The sequence below is a fragment of the Mycobacterium sp. SMC-18 genome, assembly GCF_045310895.1.
Lineage (GTDB): Bacteria > Actinomycetota > Actinomycetes > Mycobacteriales > Mycobacteriaceae > Mycobacterium.
This window is the reverse complement of sequence record NZ_JBJIAL010000064.1, coordinates 1-18601: the sequence shown is the minus strand read 5'-3', so window position 1 is coordinate 18601 and position 18601 is coordinate 1. Positions and strand designations below refer to the sequence as shown.

15 protein-coding genes and 3 pseudogenes are annotated in these 18601 nt (G+C 65.9%); 11 read left to right on the top strand and 7 right to left on the bottom strand.

Translation table 11 applies throughout. The features are described from left to right. Positions 1 to 186: 186 nt before the first annotated feature. From ACJH6J_RS28515 to ACJH6J_RS28490, 6 genes and pseudogenes are all read right to left on the bottom strand, one after another. Positions 187 to 342, bottom strand: a pseudogene (locus ACJH6J_RS28515) (hypothetical protein); the annotation flags it as partial. A 104-nt stretch (positions 343 to 446) separates the two neighbouring features. Next, on the bottom strand, positions 447 to 3875 hold the full coding sequence (gene mobF / locus ACJH6J_RS28510; protein WP_406804888.1) for a MobF family relaxase: 3429 nt from the start codon (positions 3873 to 3875) through the stop codon (positions 447 to 449). A 367-nt stretch (positions 3876 to 4242) separates the two neighbouring features. Then, on the bottom strand, positions 4243 to 5394 hold the full coding sequence (locus ACJH6J_RS28505; protein ID WP_231992463.1) for a rep protein: 1152 nt from the start codon (positions 5392 to 5394) through the stop codon (positions 4243 to 4245). A 444-nt stretch (positions 5395 to 5838) separates the two neighbouring features. Continuing rightward, positions 5839 to 6237 (bottom strand): hypothetical protein, encoded by a 399-nt coding sequence (locus tag ACJH6J_RS28500; protein WP_065143233.1) that lies wholly within the window; start codon positions 6235 to 6237, stop codon positions 5839 to 5841. 608 nt (positions 6238 to 6845) lie between these two features. Continuing rightward, positions 6846 to 7037 carry a ferredoxin gene (locus ACJH6J_RS28495; RefSeq protein WP_065143237.1) on the bottom strand — a complete coding sequence of 64 codons (192 nt, stop codon included), beginning with the start codon at positions 7035 to 7037 and terminating at the stop codon, positions 6846 to 6848. Further along, positions 7034 to 7573, bottom strand: a pseudogene (locus ACJH6J_RS28490) (cytochrome P450); the annotation flags it as partial. The pseudogene ACJH6J_RS28490 and the gene ACJH6J_RS28495, both read right to left, overlap by 4 nt. A gap of 140 nt (positions 7574 to 7713) precedes the next feature. Here ACJH6J_RS28490 and ACJH6J_RS28485 point away from each other — a divergent pair. The 11 genes from ACJH6J_RS28485 to ACJH6J_RS28435 all read left to right on the top strand — a co-directional run bounded on the left by ACJH6J_RS28485 (position 7714) and on the right by ACJH6J_RS28435 (position 17181). Then, positions 7714 to 7902: a hypothetical protein gene (locus ACJH6J_RS28485; protein ID WP_406804887.1), complete on the top strand. Its 189-nt coding sequence runs from the start codon at positions 7714 to 7716 to the stop codon at positions 7900 to 7902. A 68-nt stretch (positions 7903 to 7970) separates the two neighbouring features. Beyond that, a complete protein-coding gene (locus tag ACJH6J_RS28480) occupies positions 7971 to 8306 on the top strand; it encodes a hypothetical protein (protein WP_065143241.1) in 336 nt (111 codons plus the stop codon). Positions 8307 to 9051: 745 nt separating this feature from the next. Beyond that, positions 9052 to 9858 carry a ParA family protein gene (locus ACJH6J_RS28475; protein ID WP_044543345.1) on the top strand — a complete coding sequence of 269 codons (807 nt, stop codon included), beginning with the start codon at positions 9052 to 9054 and terminating at the stop codon, positions 9856 to 9858. Continuing rightward, the gene (locus tag ACJH6J_RS28470; protein ID WP_065143243.1) at positions 9855 to 10259 is read left to right on the top strand and encodes a hypothetical protein; all 405 of its coding nucleotides are present in this window, start codon (positions 9855 to 9857) and stop codon (positions 10257 to 10259) included. The genes ACJH6J_RS28475 and ACJH6J_RS28470 overlap by 4 nt, the downstream gene beginning before the upstream one ends. A gap of 204 nt (positions 10260 to 10463) precedes the next feature. Next, positions 10464 to 10796 (top strand): hypothetical protein, encoded by a 333-nt coding sequence (locus ACJH6J_RS28465; RefSeq protein WP_044544301.1) that lies wholly within the window; start codon positions 10464 to 10466, stop codon positions 10794 to 10796. A 249-nt stretch (positions 10797 to 11045) separates the two neighbouring features. Continuing rightward, positions 11046 to 11498 carry a hypothetical protein gene (locus tag ACJH6J_RS28460; RefSeq protein WP_178359818.1) on the top strand — a complete coding sequence of 151 codons (453 nt, stop codon included), beginning with the start codon at positions 11046 to 11048 and terminating at the stop codon, positions 11496 to 11498. Further along, positions 11498 to 12001: a PaaI family thioesterase gene (locus ACJH6J_RS28455; protein WP_044543341.1), complete on the top strand. Its 504-nt coding sequence runs from the start codon at positions 11498 to 11500 to the stop codon at positions 11999 to 12001. Before ACJH6J_RS28460 ends, ACJH6J_RS28455 begins: the two co-directional genes overlap by 1 nt. Continuing rightward, the gene (locus ACJH6J_RS28450) at positions 11998 to 12669 is read left to right on the top strand and encodes a TetR family transcriptional regulator (RefSeq protein WP_044543340.1); all 672 of its coding nucleotides are present in this window, start codon (positions 11998 to 12000) and stop codon (positions 12667 to 12669) included. The genes ACJH6J_RS28455 and ACJH6J_RS28450 overlap by 4 nt, the downstream gene beginning before the upstream one ends. 79 nt (positions 12670 to 12748) lie before the next feature. Further along, positions 12749 to 13177 carry a DUF6188 family protein gene (locus ACJH6J_RS28445; protein ID WP_044544298.1) on the top strand — a complete coding sequence of 143 codons (429 nt, stop codon included), beginning with the start codon at positions 12749 to 12751 and terminating at the stop codon, positions 13175 to 13177. A 115-nt stretch (positions 13178 to 13292) separates the two neighbouring features. After that, on the top strand, positions 13293 to 16379 hold the full coding sequence (locus tag ACJH6J_RS28440) for an RND family transporter (RefSeq protein WP_172831639.1): 3087 nt from the start codon (positions 13293 to 13295) through the stop codon (positions 16377 to 16379). A gap of 217 nt (positions 16380 to 16596) precedes the next feature. Continuing rightward, positions 16597 to 17181 (top strand): recombinase family protein, encoded by a 585-nt coding sequence (locus ACJH6J_RS28435; RefSeq protein WP_044543338.1) that lies wholly within the window; start codon positions 16597 to 16599, stop codon positions 17179 to 17181. Positions 17182 to 18300: 1119 nt separating this feature from the next. Here ACJH6J_RS28435 and ACJH6J_RS28430 read toward each other — a convergent pair. Continuing rightward, positions 18301 to 18601 (bottom strand): annotated as a pseudogene (locus tag ACJH6J_RS28430) (hypothetical protein); the annotation flags it as partial.

The window sequence follows — 18601 nt, the reverse complement described above, 5'->3', positions numbered from 1 at the left end:
GCCACGCCACCCAGTCCTGGGAGCTGCCTTCCGCGACGGCACGACAGGAATTGAGGCTCTGCGCAAAGCGGACACCACGTTGGTGTCCAGTAGGTAGGTCACAGCTCCGGGGGTGCGGGCGATCAGCGGGAGGCGCTCCGGCTCGACGTCGAAGTCGCTGTGAGGGCTGTCGTCGGCTAGGGCGTGTCAACGATGGTGATCTCTTCTTCTGACACCCCCGCGCGGGAGGATCGCGCGGGCGTTCCGTACCGCTCGGGCGACCTGCTGCTCTTCTTCGGAGTCATACGGGTAGGCGGGGTTGTCTATCACTGCCGCTGCATAGGCGGCGTCGAGGTCGTCGTCAGCTTCGTCGCTGCCTGACGAGTCCGGCGAGCTGGTGGCCACACGGACGAGCGTAGCGAGCCCGTCCCGACAACGAACGGTTCTAGGAAGCGGTGGTTTTTGGATCAGATGTCCAGGCCGTAGTCGTTGTCGAGGTCTCGTCCGCGGTCGCGGTGACGCTCGGTGACGTCGCGGATGCGGGTGAGTTGGTGCCAGCCGCGTTGGTGGGTGGCACGGTGGCGGTCGATGTCGGCGGCTAGTTCGGGGTCGGCGATGGTGAGTGCTGCGGCGCGGGCGGCGGGGTCGATGTCGTGGTGGTGAGCAGCCCAGGGGAGGTTGAGTCCGTCGAGGAGCCGACGCGAGGGGCCGGGTTGGTCGTCGTCAACGAGCAGCAGCCGGGCGTGATGGGCGGCGGCGTGCTGGGCGATGCGGGCCAGGTCGGTGGGGCGCGCGGCTGCGGCGTTGTCGATGATGAGGACTGCGTCGCGGGGCATCGGGGTGGTGGTGAGCCGTTTGGGGTTGTAGGGGACGACCATCCATCCCCGCTCTGTGTATGGCGGCTCGGGTGTGGGGGAGACGACCACGACGGCGCGGTCGCGGGCCTTGGCGGCGGTGTGGGTGTCGGTGATGAGTTGGTCGAGGTCCTCCCGGTTGCGGGAGTGGGCCGTGGTGACCGCGTGGGCGTAGGGCACCGCCAGCGGTCCGGCGGGCAGGGGGTCGCCGCCGTGGCGGCCAGCCACAGCGAGGATGTCGGCCAGGGCGCGATCGGCGGTCTGCTTTGCTGCGCGGTGGCGGTTGTCAGCGGTGCGGCCGCGGTCGTGCCGGTGGGCCCGCCGTAGGTCAGTGACGACGCGCCGGTGGTGGTCGAGGTGGTCGGTAACCTCGGCGGGCAGCTGGGTGTGTTCGGCTGCGGCAGCGGCGGTTTCGGCGATGGTGGCCGAGTCGCGGTCGCGTCCGAGGATGGTTCGCAGCGCGGCGGCGGCCTGCGCGGTGGTGCCGCGCACGCGGGTATGGGTGTCGATATCGGTGGTGGTGGGTGCGTGTTCGTGGTCGCGTTCTCCGGTGGGCTGCTCGTAGAGGTAGACGTTGTTGGTGTGGCGGCCGCGGGTCATGGCGACGTAGGCGGTGCGCCGGTTGGCCAGCCGTGAGGCCACGCCAAGTAGTGCGTGGGTGGTGTCGGCGGTGGCTCCTTGGGCTACGTGCACGGTGAGCACGTAGCCCAGGTGCACGTGCTTGCGCAGGTACTCACCGCTGAACACGGCGATGGCATCGTCGCCGATGCGGCGGGCCGCGAGCCGGTTGTTGTCGGGGTCGACCTCGTCGAGGACTTCCCAGCGGTTGCCGTTGCGGACCGGGGCGGGATCGGGTTGGCCGGCGCGGGCCGGGCGGATAGCGATGGTGGGGTCGCTGTCGCGGGTGACGATGAGGTCGCCGGCGGCGATGCGGTGCTGGCGCGCGGCGGCGACAGTGGGGGCATCCGGGTCGATGCGGTCGCGGTGGATGCGTTCGTTGAGTGGGTCGGCGACTTCCCAGCGATCGGCGATCAGCAGGGCGTCGCGGCCGGCGTCGAGATCGGCGCGCCAAGCGGCCAGGGCGTCATCGGCCATGGTGACTTCGTCACCGACGTTGAGTCGGCCGCTGCGGCGATACCAGCCCACGGCGCGGCGCACCGCGGCGGCGCCGCCGTGCCGTACCGCCAGGGAGGCGGATCGTTCGTCGGGGTCGCGCATCCGCCACACCTCGGACAGGTGTTGTGCCCAGGGCAGGTCGGTGCAGAGTTGTTCGAAAGTGCCGGCGCGTGCTTTGACCGGTTCGAGCTGGCGGGCATCACCGACCGGAACAATTTTGACCCCGGCCTCGGTGGTCGCGGTCAACAACTCGCGCAGCTGCTGGGTGCCGACCATGCCCGCCTCGTCAACGACCACGAGGGTGGGTGCGGCAGTCAGCTGTAGGGTGCCGCGGCGGTGGCGCTCCAGTGCCGCCGCGATCGTCATGCCCGCGCCGCCGGCGTCCTCACTCATCGCCTGATCGACGGCGCGGTGGGTAGGCGCGAGCACCAGCACATCGCCGCCGGTGCGGCGCATCGCCGCCCGCAGCGCTTTGAGGCTGTGCGTCTTGCCCGCGCCGGCGGGCGCGGACAGCGGCTGGATCAACCACGGCGAGGTGGCGATGTTGGTGATGGCCGCACGCTGATCCGGCGACAGCGCGGCGGTGTCATCACGGCGGATGGGGATCACCGCGCGCTGCGATCGGGCCGGGGTCAAATCGATGATGGCGCGTTCCTCGGCGAGCAGCTCGGCGGCGGTGTAGCGCACCGATCCCTCCCGCTGATGCGGCGCACGCTCGGCGGTCACCGCAATCAACACCTCGTCGGCCAGCGTCTCCACCAGCTCGCGCGGCGACACGCCAGCGGTGGCGGCGGCGCCCACTGGCAGCCGTGCTGCGATGGCTTCGATGAGATCGGCGCGGGTGAAGGTGGCGGCCTTATGGATGCCCGCGACCGCCTGGCGCGCCACCTCCCGCACATCCACCCCGGCCGCGGCCCGACGCATCTCGCGGGCCTGCCGCTGCGCCTCGGCATCGATGCCGAAGCCGCGCGGATCGGCCGCCCAGCCGGCCCGCAACTGCGCCCGCGACAGACTCTCGGGCTTACGCGGGCGGGTCGCTTTCTGCGCCACGCCAAGCTGCGCCGCGGTCGGCTCCTCGTCGGCCAGCACAAGGTTGCCGCGCGCCCAGTCCTCGAGCTGGCTGGAACGCTGCGAGAACGCTTTGATGGTGGCGCGGTCAACGCCCGCCACTTCCGCCATGCCGGTGTCGGGATCGATCGGACCCCATTCCAGGGCAATCGAGTTGATCAAGTGCGACCGCAACGACGCTTGATAGATCATCCCGGCGGCGCGCGCTTCGTGGAACAGCGACGTGCCATCCAGCGACACCAGCCGGCCATCGGCGCGGGCTTGCCGGTTGGGCACGATCACGTGCGTATGCAGGTGTGGATCACCCGCGCGTGAGGTCTCGTGCTGAAACGCCGCGGCCACGATCCCCGGCAGCCGCACAAGATCCTTGCGGCCAGTGTGCGGATTGTGCGTGCGCGTGTAACCGGCATGCGCGGCGAGATACTTCATCGCCTCGCCGATGGCGTAGGCGTGCGCATCAGCGACCGCCTTGTCGGTCACATCGTCACCGAGCGCACGCAACAACGACATCGATTTCGGCGCGCAAAACGTCAAATCGAACCCGTGCACCGACCCCTCACGGAAGGCCCGGCCAACCTCACCGCAGGGCGCCACCCCGTCGTCGAGCCACCGGGTTACCACGTCCAGATCGGCGTCGCCGCCGAGCGCCTCGACACGCGTCAACCCGACCAGTTCGGCGGCGCGCTGCGCGTCCTCACCGACCACCAACCATGTCGGCAACCGGGTCTCCGACTCGCTGTAGTACTCGCCGAGGCCGCCGTTTCGAGCACGATCATCACGCGCCGCAGCCGTCGCCTCACGGGCGGTGTCGACGTAATACGACACCGACCAGCGGCCCAGCTTCGCGATCGTCAGCACCCGCGCCCAACACCTCCCAACCCGGCCACCCACGGGCCAGGGAGCTCGCCGCCAGGCGCGCTCCCGCCTATGATCGCACAACTTGTGCAAATGTGCCATGGTGTTGAGGCGCTGGGACAAGGTGAGCACTGTGGGGCCTGAACTGGTGTGGGGCGGTGGGGGTATCGAAGGGAAATGGGCTGGCTGTGGGTGAGCAGAGGAGAAGGTGGGGTTGACAACAACGAGGTATCGGGCGGGGCGAAGAGACAGGAGAAGGAATCAAGTAGCGCTGCGGAGTGGTGAAGAAGAAACACACGCGGGCGCGCCCGGTGTCACCGCCCGAAACTTAGGCACACTAGTTAGGTTGGCTTGAAAAGTGCGGGAGCAGTTAGCGCGCCGTTTCGGAACCGCTGGGCGCGTCGTCGTCGACGAGGCGATCGAGGTGACGGAAGAAGGCCTCGGCGTCGGCGTGCTCGGTGCACTCCTCGCGCCGCCAGCGCCGCACCGCAGCTGACCGAGTAATAGCCTGCTCGGGTTCGTTGGGAAGGGGCGGCGCCATGGGCTCGACGATAGACCGTCGCGCGTGTGCGTCTGAACGCGCGCACGGAGTGCGCGCAGGGCGGGTGCGTTGTGTGCGTTCGGTGAGCACCTGGCGGATGTGTTCGCGGGCGGCGGCGATGCGTGCCTGCGCTGCGTCGGTGAGCGTCGCCCTGGCCGGCGTCTGGTCGATGCGGGTGGCGGCGTAGCCGCCACCTTTCGGCGGTGCTGGTGGTGTGGTCCAGGTGAGCCGGCGTAGACGGCTGGACAGAAATGCGCCGGGACTGGTGATCTCGTCGGGCCAGTTCCAACCGCGGGTTCGCATGTCGGCGTCCAAGGCATCGGTGATTGCGCGTGCCGACCACAGCGCCGGGTCGATGCCCGCGGCGGTAAGCGCGTCGCAGATAGCGCCGATGTGGCCGCGGCCCAGACCGTGGGTACACGCGACCAGTTCGGCGGCGAGCCGCTGGGCGGCAAGTGGTCGCGGCGTGGTGCGCCAGTGCCGCGCTGGATTGGGTTTTTGTTGGGGACTATTGGCGGCGTGTGCGCGTGCGCGCACGCTTGGTGAGTTGCTCCCTACGGGAGATAAAAGACCATCACCGCCTGACGGCGGTAGGTGGAAATCGTGCACAGGCTGATCGTCGGCCGGCCGGGGGTCCCGGCGCGACACCAGGTGGTACACCGAGGGGCGCCGGCCCACGCTGGGGGTGGTTGGCGAGCCGTGGCCGCGCTGTGCCTCCACGGCCCAGCGCGACACTCGCAGCACCCGCCACGCCGCGGTCACCGTGCGCACGTCACAGCCCACTGTGTCGGCGATGGTGGCGCGAGTGACCGCCACGTGGCGGCCGGTGGCGTGATCGGCGTGCTCGGCCATCACCGCCGCGATCGCCAACAACGTGGCCGCGGTCATCGACACCCGCTGCTCCGCGCACAGCTGGGCCAGCGCCGGTGACTGCGCCCACCGCCGCAGACCGTCCAACCATGACGCGCGACTCGTCCACATGGGCGCGCGATGTCCGACCGCGCTCGCGCCCGCGCGCAGCACCCAGTCCCGCCGACCCTGCGCCGTCTGGGCGCGCTCGACGTGCGGGCTGTGCGCGGCATGGACCGCCCCGCCGAGCGGCGTCGGTGAAGAACACGCCCGATGAGTCGGTCGGGCGGTGAGAAGATCACGATTCGCGCACTTGCTGCGCGGCGTATCTGGTACTGCGGGCAGGCGTGCGCTACCGTGAGACGAGTCCAGCAAGACACGTCCCTTTCAGGGGCAACGGGTGCGGACCCGGACCTGAGTTGGCGCTCAGGTCAGTACCTCAGACAAGGCCCCTACGGGGGCCTTCGTCATGTCAGCGGGCGAATCCGCACACCAGCTATTGAGATGTCACATCTGCCAAGGCCCAGCCGTCGAGCACGGAACAAACGAACTTGGTGGCCAGGCCCTGGCGGGGTCTCACATCGCCAGCGGCAAAACCTCCTCTACGCGATTGAGTGTGCGGGCGTACTGGGGTAGCCCGACATGGACCGCGAGGACGTCAGCGATGTGCGGGGAAACTTTGTGGTCGGGTGCTTCTGCCGTGAGCCGTTCAGATACCTCGCGGTGCGGGCGGACCATGATCCGGCCGTATTTATCACCCCGAAGCGCCTCGATCTGTCGGGTGGAGTTGATCGACGGCTGGTTTAGTTCTCGGACATGCTGGGGCAGCCCGACATACAAAGCGAGTACGTCTGCGACGTATTGCATAACCGAGGAGGCGCTGGCCTCTGAGGCCATTTCGACGATGCGTTGAGTGACCGCGGGATGGGTTTTGACCATGTGCGCTGCGCGGTCACCTTTGCTTGGACGAGCCATATTGCCCACTCTGTCAGTCGAGGGGTTTTGGAAACGCGCGACACGCCGATGCGGACAGATCATGGCCAATCCCGAGCGGCTACGGCCAGGTCCGGGTTGTTCACCCTTGTATGACTGACGCGAAAACAAATCGATCAATAGCAGTCATCACGTGAACGCTTCATTTGAACTTTGTTGTCTGACTTGGGCGTTGGGGGTGTTCGGCGCGTGCTTTTGTCAGTGCGCGCCAATACGCTGGCCCAAAAAGCCAGCGACCTCAGCGAGGGGGAAGACGTGCAGCATCCGCCAGCCGATCTCGGCGGCCCACCGCCCTCGGCCCCGAACCGTCTGGGGCGAGGCGGACTCATCGCCATCGTCGCTGCCACAGCTCTGATCTCCGCCGGGCTGGGAACCGCTATCGGAGCCATGGCCATCAAGTCCTCATCGCCCGATGCCGCCGCGCAGGCTGTTCAGCCCGCAAATGATGCAGGTGCATCAGCCAGCGGCGACACCCACGCCCAGGACGTCAGATGCCCAAGTGACACAGGGTTTTTGGTACTTCATCGAGACTGCAACCAGCGTGACTGTCACTCGCACTTTGTCACGGTGGGTGCAGTGTCAACGCCCGTTCACTCGACGATGTTCAGCGCTCCGGAGGGGCAGAGCTGCACGGCTTTTCGCGCGTTGTCCTGCTCGGCTGGGGGCACATCCTCGACCAGCAGCACCACGATCCCGTCGTCGTCCTGGTCGAAGACCGCCTCGCTGTTCATCACACAGACCCCGGCGCCGATGCAGACGTCGCGGTCGGCGCGCACCCTCACCAGGCCACCTGCAGCGACTGCAGCCCGTAGATGAAGTGGAAGGACCGGAAGGCCACGTCGTCGAAGGATTCGTCGAGGCGCAGGGTCGGAAAGCGTTGCAACAGAGCCGGAAACGCGATCTTCATCTCCATCCGGGCCAGCGGTGCGCCCAGGCAGTGATGGACACCGTGGCCGAACGCCAGATGTCCCATGGCGCCGCGGCGGACGTCGAATACCTCCGGGTTGTCGATGAAGCTCGGGTCGCGGTTGCCCGACGGTAGTGAGACGACCACCAGCTGGTGCGCGGGAATCTGCACCCCGGCGATCTCCACGTCGTTGGTGGTGATGCGGGGGATGCCCGAATGCACGATCGACAGCCAGCGCAGCAGCTCCTCCACCGCCGGGCCCACGGCATCGGGGTCGTTGCGCACCAGGGCCAGCTGATCCGGGTGCTGCAGCAACGCCAGGGTGCCGAGGCCGAGCATGTTGGAGGTGGTCTCGTGACCGGCCACCAGTAGCAGGCTGCAGATGCCCACCAGCTCGTCGTCGGTGAGCTCGGATCTCCTTCCACTTCCGCGGCTTCACCTATCTCGTTGAAGCACGCTGGCGCAACCAGCCACCCGACAAAGAAGACCTTGCCGGATTCAAACTGAAGGTCGACGGCAAGCTCGAAAGCACTCGCGGACTGTTCATCTCCATGGCCGGCTTCGACGAGGAAGTGTTGCAGTACTTCGCCAACGTCAGCGGAAAACGCAACGTCATCTACATGACCGGCCAGGACCTCGCGATCATCTTCGAAGGAAACATCGCACTCGAAGACGCCCTCCTCCGCAAGATCGACGCCGCAGAAAAGCACGGCCGCTACCTGATCAACCTGCTGGAGTGACCGCCGCTGTACCCGCTCGGTTCGTAGGCCGCGTACTACGACGAGGCCCCCTTATCTATCCTGAGGGCGTGACGAGTGAGGACGGTGACACCGGGCCGAAGCGCACTCCCCCGCGCCGCTTCGGCCAACTGCCCGACCTCGCTATCACGGATGACTTCGATGAGCCGCTACTACCGGACGAAATTGAAGCTTGGGAAACGCCCGACGACCCAGCCTCCCCAGCGGACAGCGGTGCACTCAAAGAAGAGTGGCCCATCGACGACCTCGACGACTGGCCCTTTGACGACCCGTCCATCGACGTGGCAGCCCTACATAAGTCGCTGCTGGAGTCGGAGGCCGACCTCGCGGCCGGCCGTACGTTCAGCGAGGAAGACATCCGTGCTCGCTACGGTTTACCGCGCTGAGACACCAACTGACGATCTTCCCCGGCCGACACAGGATGTGGTCACTGGTGCTACACCCGCTGCGGGTCGCCGGGCTCTGTCACGGCGCTCCACCCAGCACGACGTTCATCAGCACTAGGACGTTCAGCACGCCGAGCAGGATCGATAGCCCGCCCGCCACGTCGTACAGGGTCAAGGCCTGGGACCTGTGATCAGCGCACCGTCGCAGGAAACCATGTCGGGGCTGCTCGCAGCGGCGGCTCCCATCGTTGATCCAGGCCCGGCACTTGCTCAACAGCTCCCCGCCGATCACGAATGGTGCCGCCAGCAGAAGCGTCCCTAGCGCAATCCCCCACGCGGTGAGCGTCGTTCCATCCCACCAATGCAGGACAAGCATCCACGCCAGTAGGTCGATACCGCTGCCACCAGCCCCCACGTGCGGAGCCCAATCGACAGTTCGCCCCGCGCTGCCCGCGCGGCCAGCGTCACTCGGAGCGCTCGGAGCCACGCGGGGTGTTGGCGGCGCCGCGCTCCAGCCGTAGCTCCCTCTGGTGGCATATGGGCATACCGTGCCGGGGCGATGCCGTCCTACGCGGCATCGCGAGTCGTACTGGCACATCCGTATATCCCCAACCCGGCCCGGCCCCCACCATTCAGGGGCAAGTATCAGCCCAAGCACTGACATAGCCCTATCAGCATCACATGTTTTCTTACATGTAAGTCTGCATGTAGACATGTTTGTATGTAAGTTAGTATGCTTCCTGTCATGACTGTTTCCGCAGATAAGCAGTGCGAAATTCTGGCCGTGGCGCTGCAAAAGGGCGGTGTCGGCAAGACCACCACCACCATCAACCTCGGCGCCAACCTCGCCGCGATGGGTCACCGCGTTCTCGTGATTGACATGGATCAGCAAGCGCACAGCACCAAGGGGCTGGGAATCGAGCTCGACGCCGAGGACGCGTCGATGTACGAGGTCCTGCACCCGGACAGGACGATGCGCGTCCCGCTAGCCAAGGTCATCGTGGCGAGCCAATTCGGTATCGACGTCGCCCCCGGCCATCTCGCGCTCAAAGAGCTCGAGCGAACAGGACTCGGGTCCGGGGGCCAATTGCGGTTAGCACGTCAACTCGACGACATCGAGGGCTACGACTTCGTGCTGCTGGACTGCCCGCCGGCACTGGGGGAGTTGACCACCGCAGCGCTGGCGGCCGCCGACTACGTTTTGGCCGTCCTCAAAGCCGGCCCCGACGAAGTCGACGGCCTGGTGGAACTGGGCAACTCAATCCTCGATGTTCAGGAGACCCTGAACCCTGACGTGGAAATCCGGTACGTACTGCTGGCCGATTTCGACGGCAATCCGAAAGCCAGCAAGGACGTGCGCAGGCAGCTACGCGCCGACTGGGGGGAATGGGCTGACGGCGGGGCCTACCTGGGCGAGATTCCACACACGGTCCGGGTGGTGGAGGCCAAAGGCAAACGTGTACCGGTCAACGTGCACGCCCCAACCTGCACCGCAGCAGTGGCCTACCGCGAAGTCGCGCAGCGCATCGCCGCAAGGCGGCAAGCCGCATGAACGCCGCAGCGAAACCCACCGGATTGCAGGTCGGCTCCACAAGGCCGCTGTCGCGTGCAGAGCGACGAGCACAAGCCGCACGGGTCACAGCCGACGAAACCCCCGACGCGCCCGAAACATCAACCGAGCACGAACTACCAAGCAGCGAAACTCCGCCAGCCCCCGTGGTCACCCCACCCGGCGAGACCCCGACCCAGCCGGCCGAAGCGCCGCGACTCAAAGCCCGTCAACGGAAGGTGAAAAGCCCGTTCGCCACACAGCTACACGCGGGAACTCTCGCCCGGCTCGAATGGATCAAGGCCCGCGGGTACGTCATCACCGACACTGTCGACGACGCCATCAACAGCTACCTCGACGACGCCGGAATCCCCAGGCCAGACCACAACGACCGCATGCCTTGAGAGCCGCACGTGCCCTCCTTCCTCGCCGCCAATTGTGGTGAACGTGGTGGTGGGGGCTGTCAAGGCCGTGCCGCCGCTGCGCGGTCGACCACGGTCGAGCCTTGACAGCCCCCACCACCACGCACCAACAGCGGCCACTACGAGGAAGGACATCCAAGCGAAGGAGCTCAGCAGATGTCAGCAGGGAGTCATACCGTGGAAATCATGAACGCGAACACGCCGCCGGCCGCCCCGCCGCCGCAGCCGGGTTCCGTTGAGCACTGGGCAGCATGGCTAGACAGATACGGCGACGATTACGCCACCGACGACGAACGCCGCGCCGCCTACCAGGACTTCACGACCAACCTCGCCGAGATGCAAGCCGTCTTTTCACAGCCGGAGGACATGCACGTGGCTGGCTATCTCGAAGCTCAGGAGCGGGTGGCCAGCGGCGACGCAGACGGTCCCGACGACGCCGAGGTATGGGTTCCGGTCGATCTCAACAGCTTCGCCCGCGCGGATTGGCTCGAAGGCTTCCGCTCCCACTTCGAGCCATAAAATCCCTGCTCATCCCCGAAAATGCCCGCTTGATCACCGGCGTCTGCATGCACGCTCGTTAACGTCTCCGGGCATGTGCATCGACACGTTCAATCGCTCGCGTGGACGCCGGTCATCCAGCGGAACCTGCCAACCGGCCAGGGTCGCGCCGAGAATCGGTGTGAAGGTACAACCGCCGCTCCACGACCGGCCCACCGCCGTCACACAAATCAGCCGCGCGAGGCCGCTCCCGGACGACCGGAGCATGTCGTGACCGCTCGCCACATCTACGTCGACGAAACCAAGCAACGCGACTATCTGCTCGTGGCCAGCGTCCACGTCACGACGGAGCTGGCCGCACTGCGTCAGCTGATACGAGGCCTGCTCCTTCCCGGACAACGCTACCTGCACATGAAGGACGAAAAAGACGGCCGCAAACGCACCATCGCCCAGGCCCTTGTCGACGCCGGCGTACAAGCCACCATCTACCGCGCTGGCGCCCACCACCGCAACGAACGCCAACGCCGCTCAGCGTGCCTACGCGCCCTCATCGAAGACCACGCCAACGCCCGCGACGCACACATCGTGCTCGACGAGGACGAAACTGCTGTCGTTCACAGGTTCACCTCGGCATTGAATTTCGGGCGATGTCGTGAACGACAGTCTAGCCGTTGTGGTACTAAGAGTATCGCAGCGAAACCAATAGTACTGGGAGCGGTTTAGTGCCTGAAAGCGCGGCGCCGTCGGAACGGCTGCCTTCTCACACCCCGACGTGCATGGGGTGCGGCCCGGACAATCCGCACGGGCTGGGGCTGGTGGTCTATCGCAGCGCCGACGTGGTGTATGCCGATGTGACCTTCGATGAGCGCCACATCGGGGCCCCTGGCTTAGCCCATGGTGGGGCGGTGGCGGCGGCGTGCGATGACGTGCTGGGCTTCACGCTGTGGATCGCCGGCACACCGGCGGTGACGCGCGCTCTGACGGTGGAGTATCTGCAGCCGGTGCCACTGCACCAGCCTCACCGCATCACCGCGCATATCACCGGCCGTGAGGGGCGGGCGCTTCATGTCGCGGCGGCAGGGGTCCAGGAAGGCGTTACTCGGTTTACCGCGAATGCGGTGTTCGTCGTGGTCGACACCGCGCATTTCGCCGCTCACGGCGACATCAGTGGATTTGGTGAGCTTCTCGAACAGTTCTCGCGCCGCGGCGGCGACCAAGCATCATGACCGCCGCCAGCGCGCGGGTTAGCAGCGAAACGGTACAGGCTCAGGGGGTTTCGGCTGGCGACCAGGGCCACACAGCTGGCGGGCTGCGTTCACGCGCCTCCGCACGTCGCCGGGAAGCGATTATGGATGCCGCGCTCGCTGTTGCTGCCACCGGCGGCTACGACGCGGTCCACATGCGGACAGTTGCCGAGCGGGTCGGTATCGCTGTGGGCACGCTCTACCGATACTTTCCAGCCAAAACCCATCTGCTGGTGGCGGCGCTGATCCGAGAGTTTCAGCGCCTCGATGTATCCGGGGACTGGGCCACCGGCGCCTCCACGCCGCAGCAGCGACTGGACCGGCTCACCGAGCACCTGCACGATCGCTGGCAGCGTGACCCGCTGTTGACCGACGCGATGACACGCGCCTTCGTCATGGCTGACACCCGCGCCGCCGCTGAACTCGACCGCGCCGCCGCGGCGATCGAAACCCTGTTGGCCCGCACCCTCGCCGGCGGTGAACCCACCCCGGCCGATCTGCGCCTCGCCGGAATCGTCGCCGATATCTGGCTGGCCAATCTCGTGGCCTTCATCAGCGACCGGGTGTCAGCGGCCGAAACCCGAGACCGCATCGATCGGGCCACCCGACGAGTCGTCCACCAGGCGAATGCGGGCAGCATTACACCGTAACGATACTTTCAGTATCGCAGCGATACCATTGGTAGTACTATTCGGGGTGCGGCTCACCGATGCGCCGAAGGAGACGGCCATGTACACCCAATGGATCGAAGACTGTGTCGTACAACGCGTCTCTGTGCGTGACGGCCTGGTTCTGGACCTCGATGACTACAACGAAATCGTCATCTCGCGCCCCCTGATACTGACCCTGCCCGCTGTCGACCGATTTCCGGTCGAGGCCGTCCTCATCGACCCTTTGCGAATCTCGGTGTACGAGCGCCCCTTGCTCAATTTGGCTGGCGCGGTGTGCACCCAGGCCTGGTCCGACGACGAGGGAGGACTGCACCTGAGCTTTTCACGTGGACACCGCATCGACGTCGATCCCGACGCTGAGGAGACCGCGTGGGAGCTGTACGGCAAACGTCACGGCTACATGGCGTGCCTGCCCCACGGTCGGGTGCGCGTGGTGCGCCACGACGTGCCCGAGGACGACAACGCCAACATCGTCAACCCGCGGTAGGCCGCTTTTTCGGGCGAGCTGGTGTCCGACGCACCGGCGCCGCCTTTGTGCTACATGCTGTAGCGTAGCGATACCGACAGTATCGTTGACTCATGGAGGTTCGGTGACCGACGGCATGACCGATTCCCCCGGCCCCGCCTCGCAAACTCAGCGCCGCGGTAACGACTCTCGCGACCCGGCGGACAACCGCGAGTACAGCGCCCGGCTGGCAGCCCTGGGTCGGTTCACCCTCCGCCACAAAGCACTGGTCATCGGGGCCTGGCTGGGCACGGCCGTGGTGTTGGCGTTGCTGTTTCCGCAATTGGAAACCGTGGTACGCCAGCAGTCGGTGGACCTCATTCCCCGCGATGCGCCCTCCCTGCAGACGGTGGAACGCATGAGCACCGCCTTCGGCGAAGAAGGGTCGAAAACCCTGCTCTTTGTGGCCATGGAAGACCCCAACGGTCTGACACCGGCAGCACGGCAGCGCTACGACGAACTCGTCGCCCGGTTGCAGGCCGAGCACGACCACGTTCTGCTGGTTCAAGACCTGCTGGCCGATCCGGTCACCGAAGCGCAGGCCCTCAGCCCCGACCGCAACGCCTGGTACCTGCCGGTAGGGGTGACCGGCACACTGGGAGACCCCACCGCCGCCGAGTCGGTGAAGGCGGTGCGCAGCATCGCCGCAGAAGTATTCGCCGGATCAACGGTCACCGCGCAGGTGACCGGACCGCCAGCGACGTTCAGCGACATGATCGCCTCCGCCGAGCACGATCTGCTGCTGATCTCGATCGCTACCGTCGGCATCATCGCCCTGATCCTGCTGATCGTCTATCGGTCGGTGTTCACCGCGTTGCTCCCGCTGCTGGTGATCGGGCTGAGCCTGGCCGTCGGACGCGGTGTGCTCTCCGCGCTCGGGGAGATGGGTATGCCCGTCTCACAGTTCACCGTGGCATTCATGACCGCGATCCTGCTCGGCGCTGGCACCGACTACACCGTCTTCCTGATCAGCCGCTACCACGAACAGCGCCGCGCGCAGGTACCCCCCGACCAAGCCATCATCCACGCCACCGCCAGCATCGGACGCGTCATCCTCGCCTCCGCCGCGACCGTTGCCTTCGCCTTCCTGGCCATGGTCTTTGCCCGACTCAGCGTCTTCGCCGCCCTCGGCCCGGCGTGCGCCATCGCCGTCCTGTTCGGTTTCCTGGCCACCGTCACCCTGCTCCCGCCAGTACTGGCGATCGCCGCCAAACGCGGCATCGGGGAACCCAAATCCGATCGCACCCGCCGCTACTGGAACTCGGTGGCCGTGGCCGTGGTTCGTCGCCCCGTGCCGCTGCTGATCGTCAGCCTCGTCATCCTGCTCGCACTGTCCGCGGTCGCAGCAACCATCAAAATCAGCTACGACGACCGCAAAGGTCAACCAGCCAGCACCGCAAGCAACCAGGGCTACCAGCTGCTGGACCGACACTTCCGCAAAGACATCGTCATCACCCAATTCCTCGTCGTCGAAAACCCCACCGACATGCGCACCGGCAAAGGACTCGCCGACCTCGACGAAATGGCCTCCCGCGTCTCCCAAGTCAGCGGTGTCACCAAGGTTTCCGGAGTCACCCGCCCTACCGGGGAACGCCTCGACCAAGCGGAACTGGCCTGGCAAAACGGCCAGATCGGAGACAAAATGGCCGGCGCAGTCGCCGAGGGCAACGCCCGCAAAGGCGACCTCGCCAAACTCACCGACGGCGCCGATCAACTCGCCGGCGGGCTAGCCCAACTCGACACCACCGTGCGCACCGCCCTGACCCCCCTCGCCGTAATCCTCGGCCAAGCACAATCCGCCGGCACCCAGATCAACCAGTTCCGACCACTACTGCAACAACTTTCGGCCACCGCCCCTACCGCCGATCAAGCCATCCAAGCTGGCCCCGGCCTGCGACCGCTGGCCGAACAAGCAGCGAACGCGATCACCATGCTCGACCCGCTCGTCGGCGCCCTCAACACCTCGCCATGGTGTGCGACCACACCGCAATGCGCCCAGATCCGCGACCAAGTACGAATCCTGACCACCCTGCGTGACGGCGGATTCTTCGACCAGATCGCCGCCCTCGGCGACCGCTACAACCCCGCCACCAATGCCACCGTCACCGGCACCCTCACCAACGTCCAAAACGCGGTCGCCACCCTGGACAAAGCGTTCGGCGCCCTCGGCAACCCCGACGACCTGGCCGCCAACCTTCGCCGCCTCCAGGACGGAATCGGCCAACTCGCCTCCGGCGCCCAAGCGCTCGCGACCGGTGTGCGCACCCTCGCCGACAGCAACATCGAAATGCTCTCCGGCATGAGCCAAATCGCGACCCAACTGCAAAACTCTGCACGCGCAGCCAAGGACTCCGACTCATCGAGCGGGTTCTACCTGCCCACCAACGCCTTCGAGAACAGGCAATTCACCGACGTCGCCAAACAGTTCCTCTCACCCGACGGCAAGACCGCGCGCTTCATGATCGAAACCAGCTACGACCCCTACAGCGTCGAAGCCATGGACCTCGCCAACCAGATCACCCACACCGCCAGCACCGCACGACCCAACACCTCACTGGCAGAAGCCACCGTCTCCGTCGCCGGCTTCCCCGCCGTCAACTCCGACATCCAACGATTCCTCTGGGCAGACTTCGCACAGTTGGCCATCGCCACCACCCTCATCGTCGGACTCATCCTGGTCCTGCTGCTGCGCGCGCTCCTGGCACCGCTCTACCTGCTAGGCACAGTCCTGCTCAATTACCTGGCCTCCCTCGGCATCGGCGTCCTGGTCTTCCAATGGGGATTCGGCCAGGAAATCGCCTGGCCCGTACCGCTATTGGCGTTCATCATTCTCGTTGCCGTCGGCGCCGACTACAACATGCTGCTCGTCTCACGCCTGCGCGAAGAATCCGGCCGAAACATCCGTGTCGGCGTCCTGCGCACCGTCGCAAACACCGGCGCCGTCATCACCTCAGCAGGTCTAATCTTCGCCGCCAGCATGTTCGGCCTCATGGTCGGCTCCGTCGCCATCATGATCCAAGCCGGCCTCATCATCGGCGCCGGACTGCTACTCGACACCTTCGTCGTACGCACCCTCACCGTGCCCGCCATCGCCACACTCCTACGCGAAGCCAGCTGGTGGCCCCAGCGACCCACACGACAACAACCAGCCCTACCTTCGAACCCAGCCGAAGCACACCCATGACAAGAATTCGTTGCCATTCTCGCCCTACTGATCAGCGAGCCTGAGCCCTTCACGTCCCACGCCGCGCATCCGTTGCGTGTCCCATTTCTAAAGAAGTGAGACGGCCCCACATGGCCCGCGTTGTGGTCACATCGCGCCAGGTCGCGGTGTCTCATTTCTTGTCTCACACGGCGTGTCTCAGATCCTCGATGTCAGAGGACAATGAGACGGTAGCGGTGTGACAGCGATTCTCGGATACGCGCGGGTCAGCACCTTGGGCCAGGACCTCGATGCACAGCTCGCCGCGCTTACCGCCCAGGGCGTCGAATCCGGCCAAATCTTTACCGACAAGCTGTCGGGTGCGGTGAACACCGTTCGGCCGGGCCTGGCGGCCCTGCTGCATTACGCCCGCGAGGGCGACACTGTGGTGGTCACCGCCATCGATCGACTGGGCCGATCCGTCGCGGAAGTAACCCGCACCATCGCGGATCTGAGTGAGCGCCGAATTCTGTTACGCGCCTTACGTGAAGGTGTGGACACCGGCACACCAACAGGCCGTGCGGTGGCCACCATCATGGCGACGCTGGCCGAGCTTGAACTCGAACTCGGCCGTGAGCGTCGCGCTGCCTCGCGCGACTCCCGGCGAGCCCGCCAACTGCCGGCTACCAAGCCGGCCAAATTGACCCCCGAACGACAAGAACAGCTGCGCCGCCTCGCCGGGACGGGCGAACCCGTACACGAACTTGCCCAAGCGTTCGGGGTGAGCCGGGCGACGGCCTACCGCTACCTGGCCAAACTCAGTTCTCAGTCAGGAATCGCGTGATGGCCGCCGAGGATTTGCATCCCTCCACTCACCTGCGGGCCGCAGCCGTGGGTCCCCGATGACGTCGAAGATCGGCCGTGGGAGGAAGCCGTCGCCCTGGCCGCCGACTGGATTTGGGAACGCAGTCGCGAGGAGGAGCTAGCGCCGCTGCTGGTGAGCAACGCGCAAAACGCGGCGACCTTTGGTTATGCCGACCTCGACGAGATCATCCGAGCGGGGGGTCACGCCACACCCCAGAGCCGTAGCCGACCCGATCGCGGTCCGGTTCTGGCGTTCGTGCCAGACGAACGGTCGTTGCACTTCGCGATGGGCTTGGCTCGGGGCTATTCGCTTGCTGTCGTCGAGGGCTCCACGCCCTTAGCCGAATGGGCTGCTGGCGCGGCCGCGATCAACCTGCTGACCGGGCAGGTCACTACGTCCCCAAGTCGACGATGATGTCCGCAAAGACCTTGATTCCGTCATTTTCTACGGCGGTCGTAACGGCTGGACAGGGGCAGATGAAAAGGCGCAAGTGCGGCGGTTTCTAAGCGATCACATCAGCGGCGGTCGACTGACTCCCGATCAGGCCGCTGCGTATGCCTTGTCGTCGCAATCGGTGTCCGACCGCGGAGCCAAGCGACTGCGCGAGCTGCTCAGCCGCAATCGGTGATCACCACGCTTCGAGTGCTTCTAAAATAGTCGTTTCAGGGACACATCCATAGCCCGCTGCACCCACCGCGCTGGTTCGGCGGTTTCCCACGCGGTTAACATCGCCTGCCTATGGCGTCGTTGAATGTGCAGGAGGTCCGTGATGACCTGGACGGAGCGCTGGCCCGCGTCGGGCAAGGAGAATGCCTTCTGGTGATTGGAGATGACGGCCAACCCATTGCCGAGCTGCGCTCGGTCAGGCGAGGACAGGCGGGGCGGCGGCGGCAAAGGCAGGTCCCCCCGCCACGCCACCCAGTCCTGGGAGCTGCCTTCCGCGACGGCACGACAGGAATTGAGGCTCTGCGCGACGACTAACGTCGGACTCGCACGACTCGTCTTCCCAGGGAGTGACAGCCCCGCTGTCGCGCCTTGGCGTGACCGGCGTTCCATCCTCATCGGACATCCGGATGGTTCGGCGAGGCGTGTGAGTTGTCATACCGATCCTCCGCAATCCAGATTGTCGGAGATCGTTGAAATGGCTTCTGGTATCGACGAAAAGGGAATGGCCGAGTGGAGCTGGTCAATCTCGTCACTAGATAAGTCACGACCTGCCCACGCGCAGAGCTGTTCGTAGGTCAGTGTGATTGATCTGTTGCTCATCTCAGGTCCACCTTCGGCGTACATCTTCGCGACAAGCGGCAAAGGCAGGTCCCCGTGCCACGCCACCCAGTCCTGGGAGCTGCCTTCCGCGACGGCACGACAGGAATTGAGGCTCTGCGCAAAGCGGACACCA

What these genes read in the sequence shown, in the direction of transcription:
- ACJH6J_RS28445 (WP_044544298.1), top strand. Translation starts at nt 12,749, where the DNA reads ATGTACACCCAATGGATCGAAGACTGTGTCGTACAACGCGTCTCTGTG.
- ACJH6J_RS28465 (WP_044544301.1), top strand. Translation starts at nt 10,464, where the DNA reads ATGAACGCGAACACGCCGCCGGCCGCCCCGCCGCCGCAGCCGGGTTCC.
- ACJH6J_RS28470 (WP_065143243.1), top strand. Translation starts at nt 9,855, where the DNA reads ATGAACGCCGCAGCGAAACCCACCGGATTGCAGGTCGGCTCCACAAGG.
- ACJH6J_RS28440 (WP_172831639.1), top strand. Translation starts at nt 13,293, where the DNA reads ATGACCGATTCCCCCGGCCCCGCCTCGCAAACTCAGCGCCGCGGTAAC.
- ACJH6J_RS28500 (WP_065143233.1), bottom strand. Translation starts at nt 6,237, where the DNA reads ATGGCTCGTCCAAGCAAAGGTGACCGCGCAGCGCACATGGTCAAAACC.
- ACJH6J_RS28475 (WP_044543345.1), top strand. Translation starts at nt 9,052, where the DNA reads ATGACTGTTTCCGCAGATAAGCAGTGCGAAATTCTGGCCGTGGCGCTG.
- ACJH6J_RS28450 (WP_044543340.1), top strand. Translation starts at nt 11,998, where the DNA reads ATGACCGCCGCCAGCGCGCGGGTTAGCAGCGAAACGGTACAGGCTCAG.
- ACJH6J_RS28485 (WP_406804887.1), top strand. Translation starts at nt 7,714, where the DNA reads ATGGCCGGCTTCGACGAGGAAGTGTTGCAGTACTTCGCCAACGTCAGC.
- ACJH6J_RS28505 (WP_231992463.1), bottom strand. Translation starts at nt 5,394, where the DNA reads ATGTGGACGAGTCGCGCGTCATGGTTGGACGGTCTGCGGCGGTGGGCG.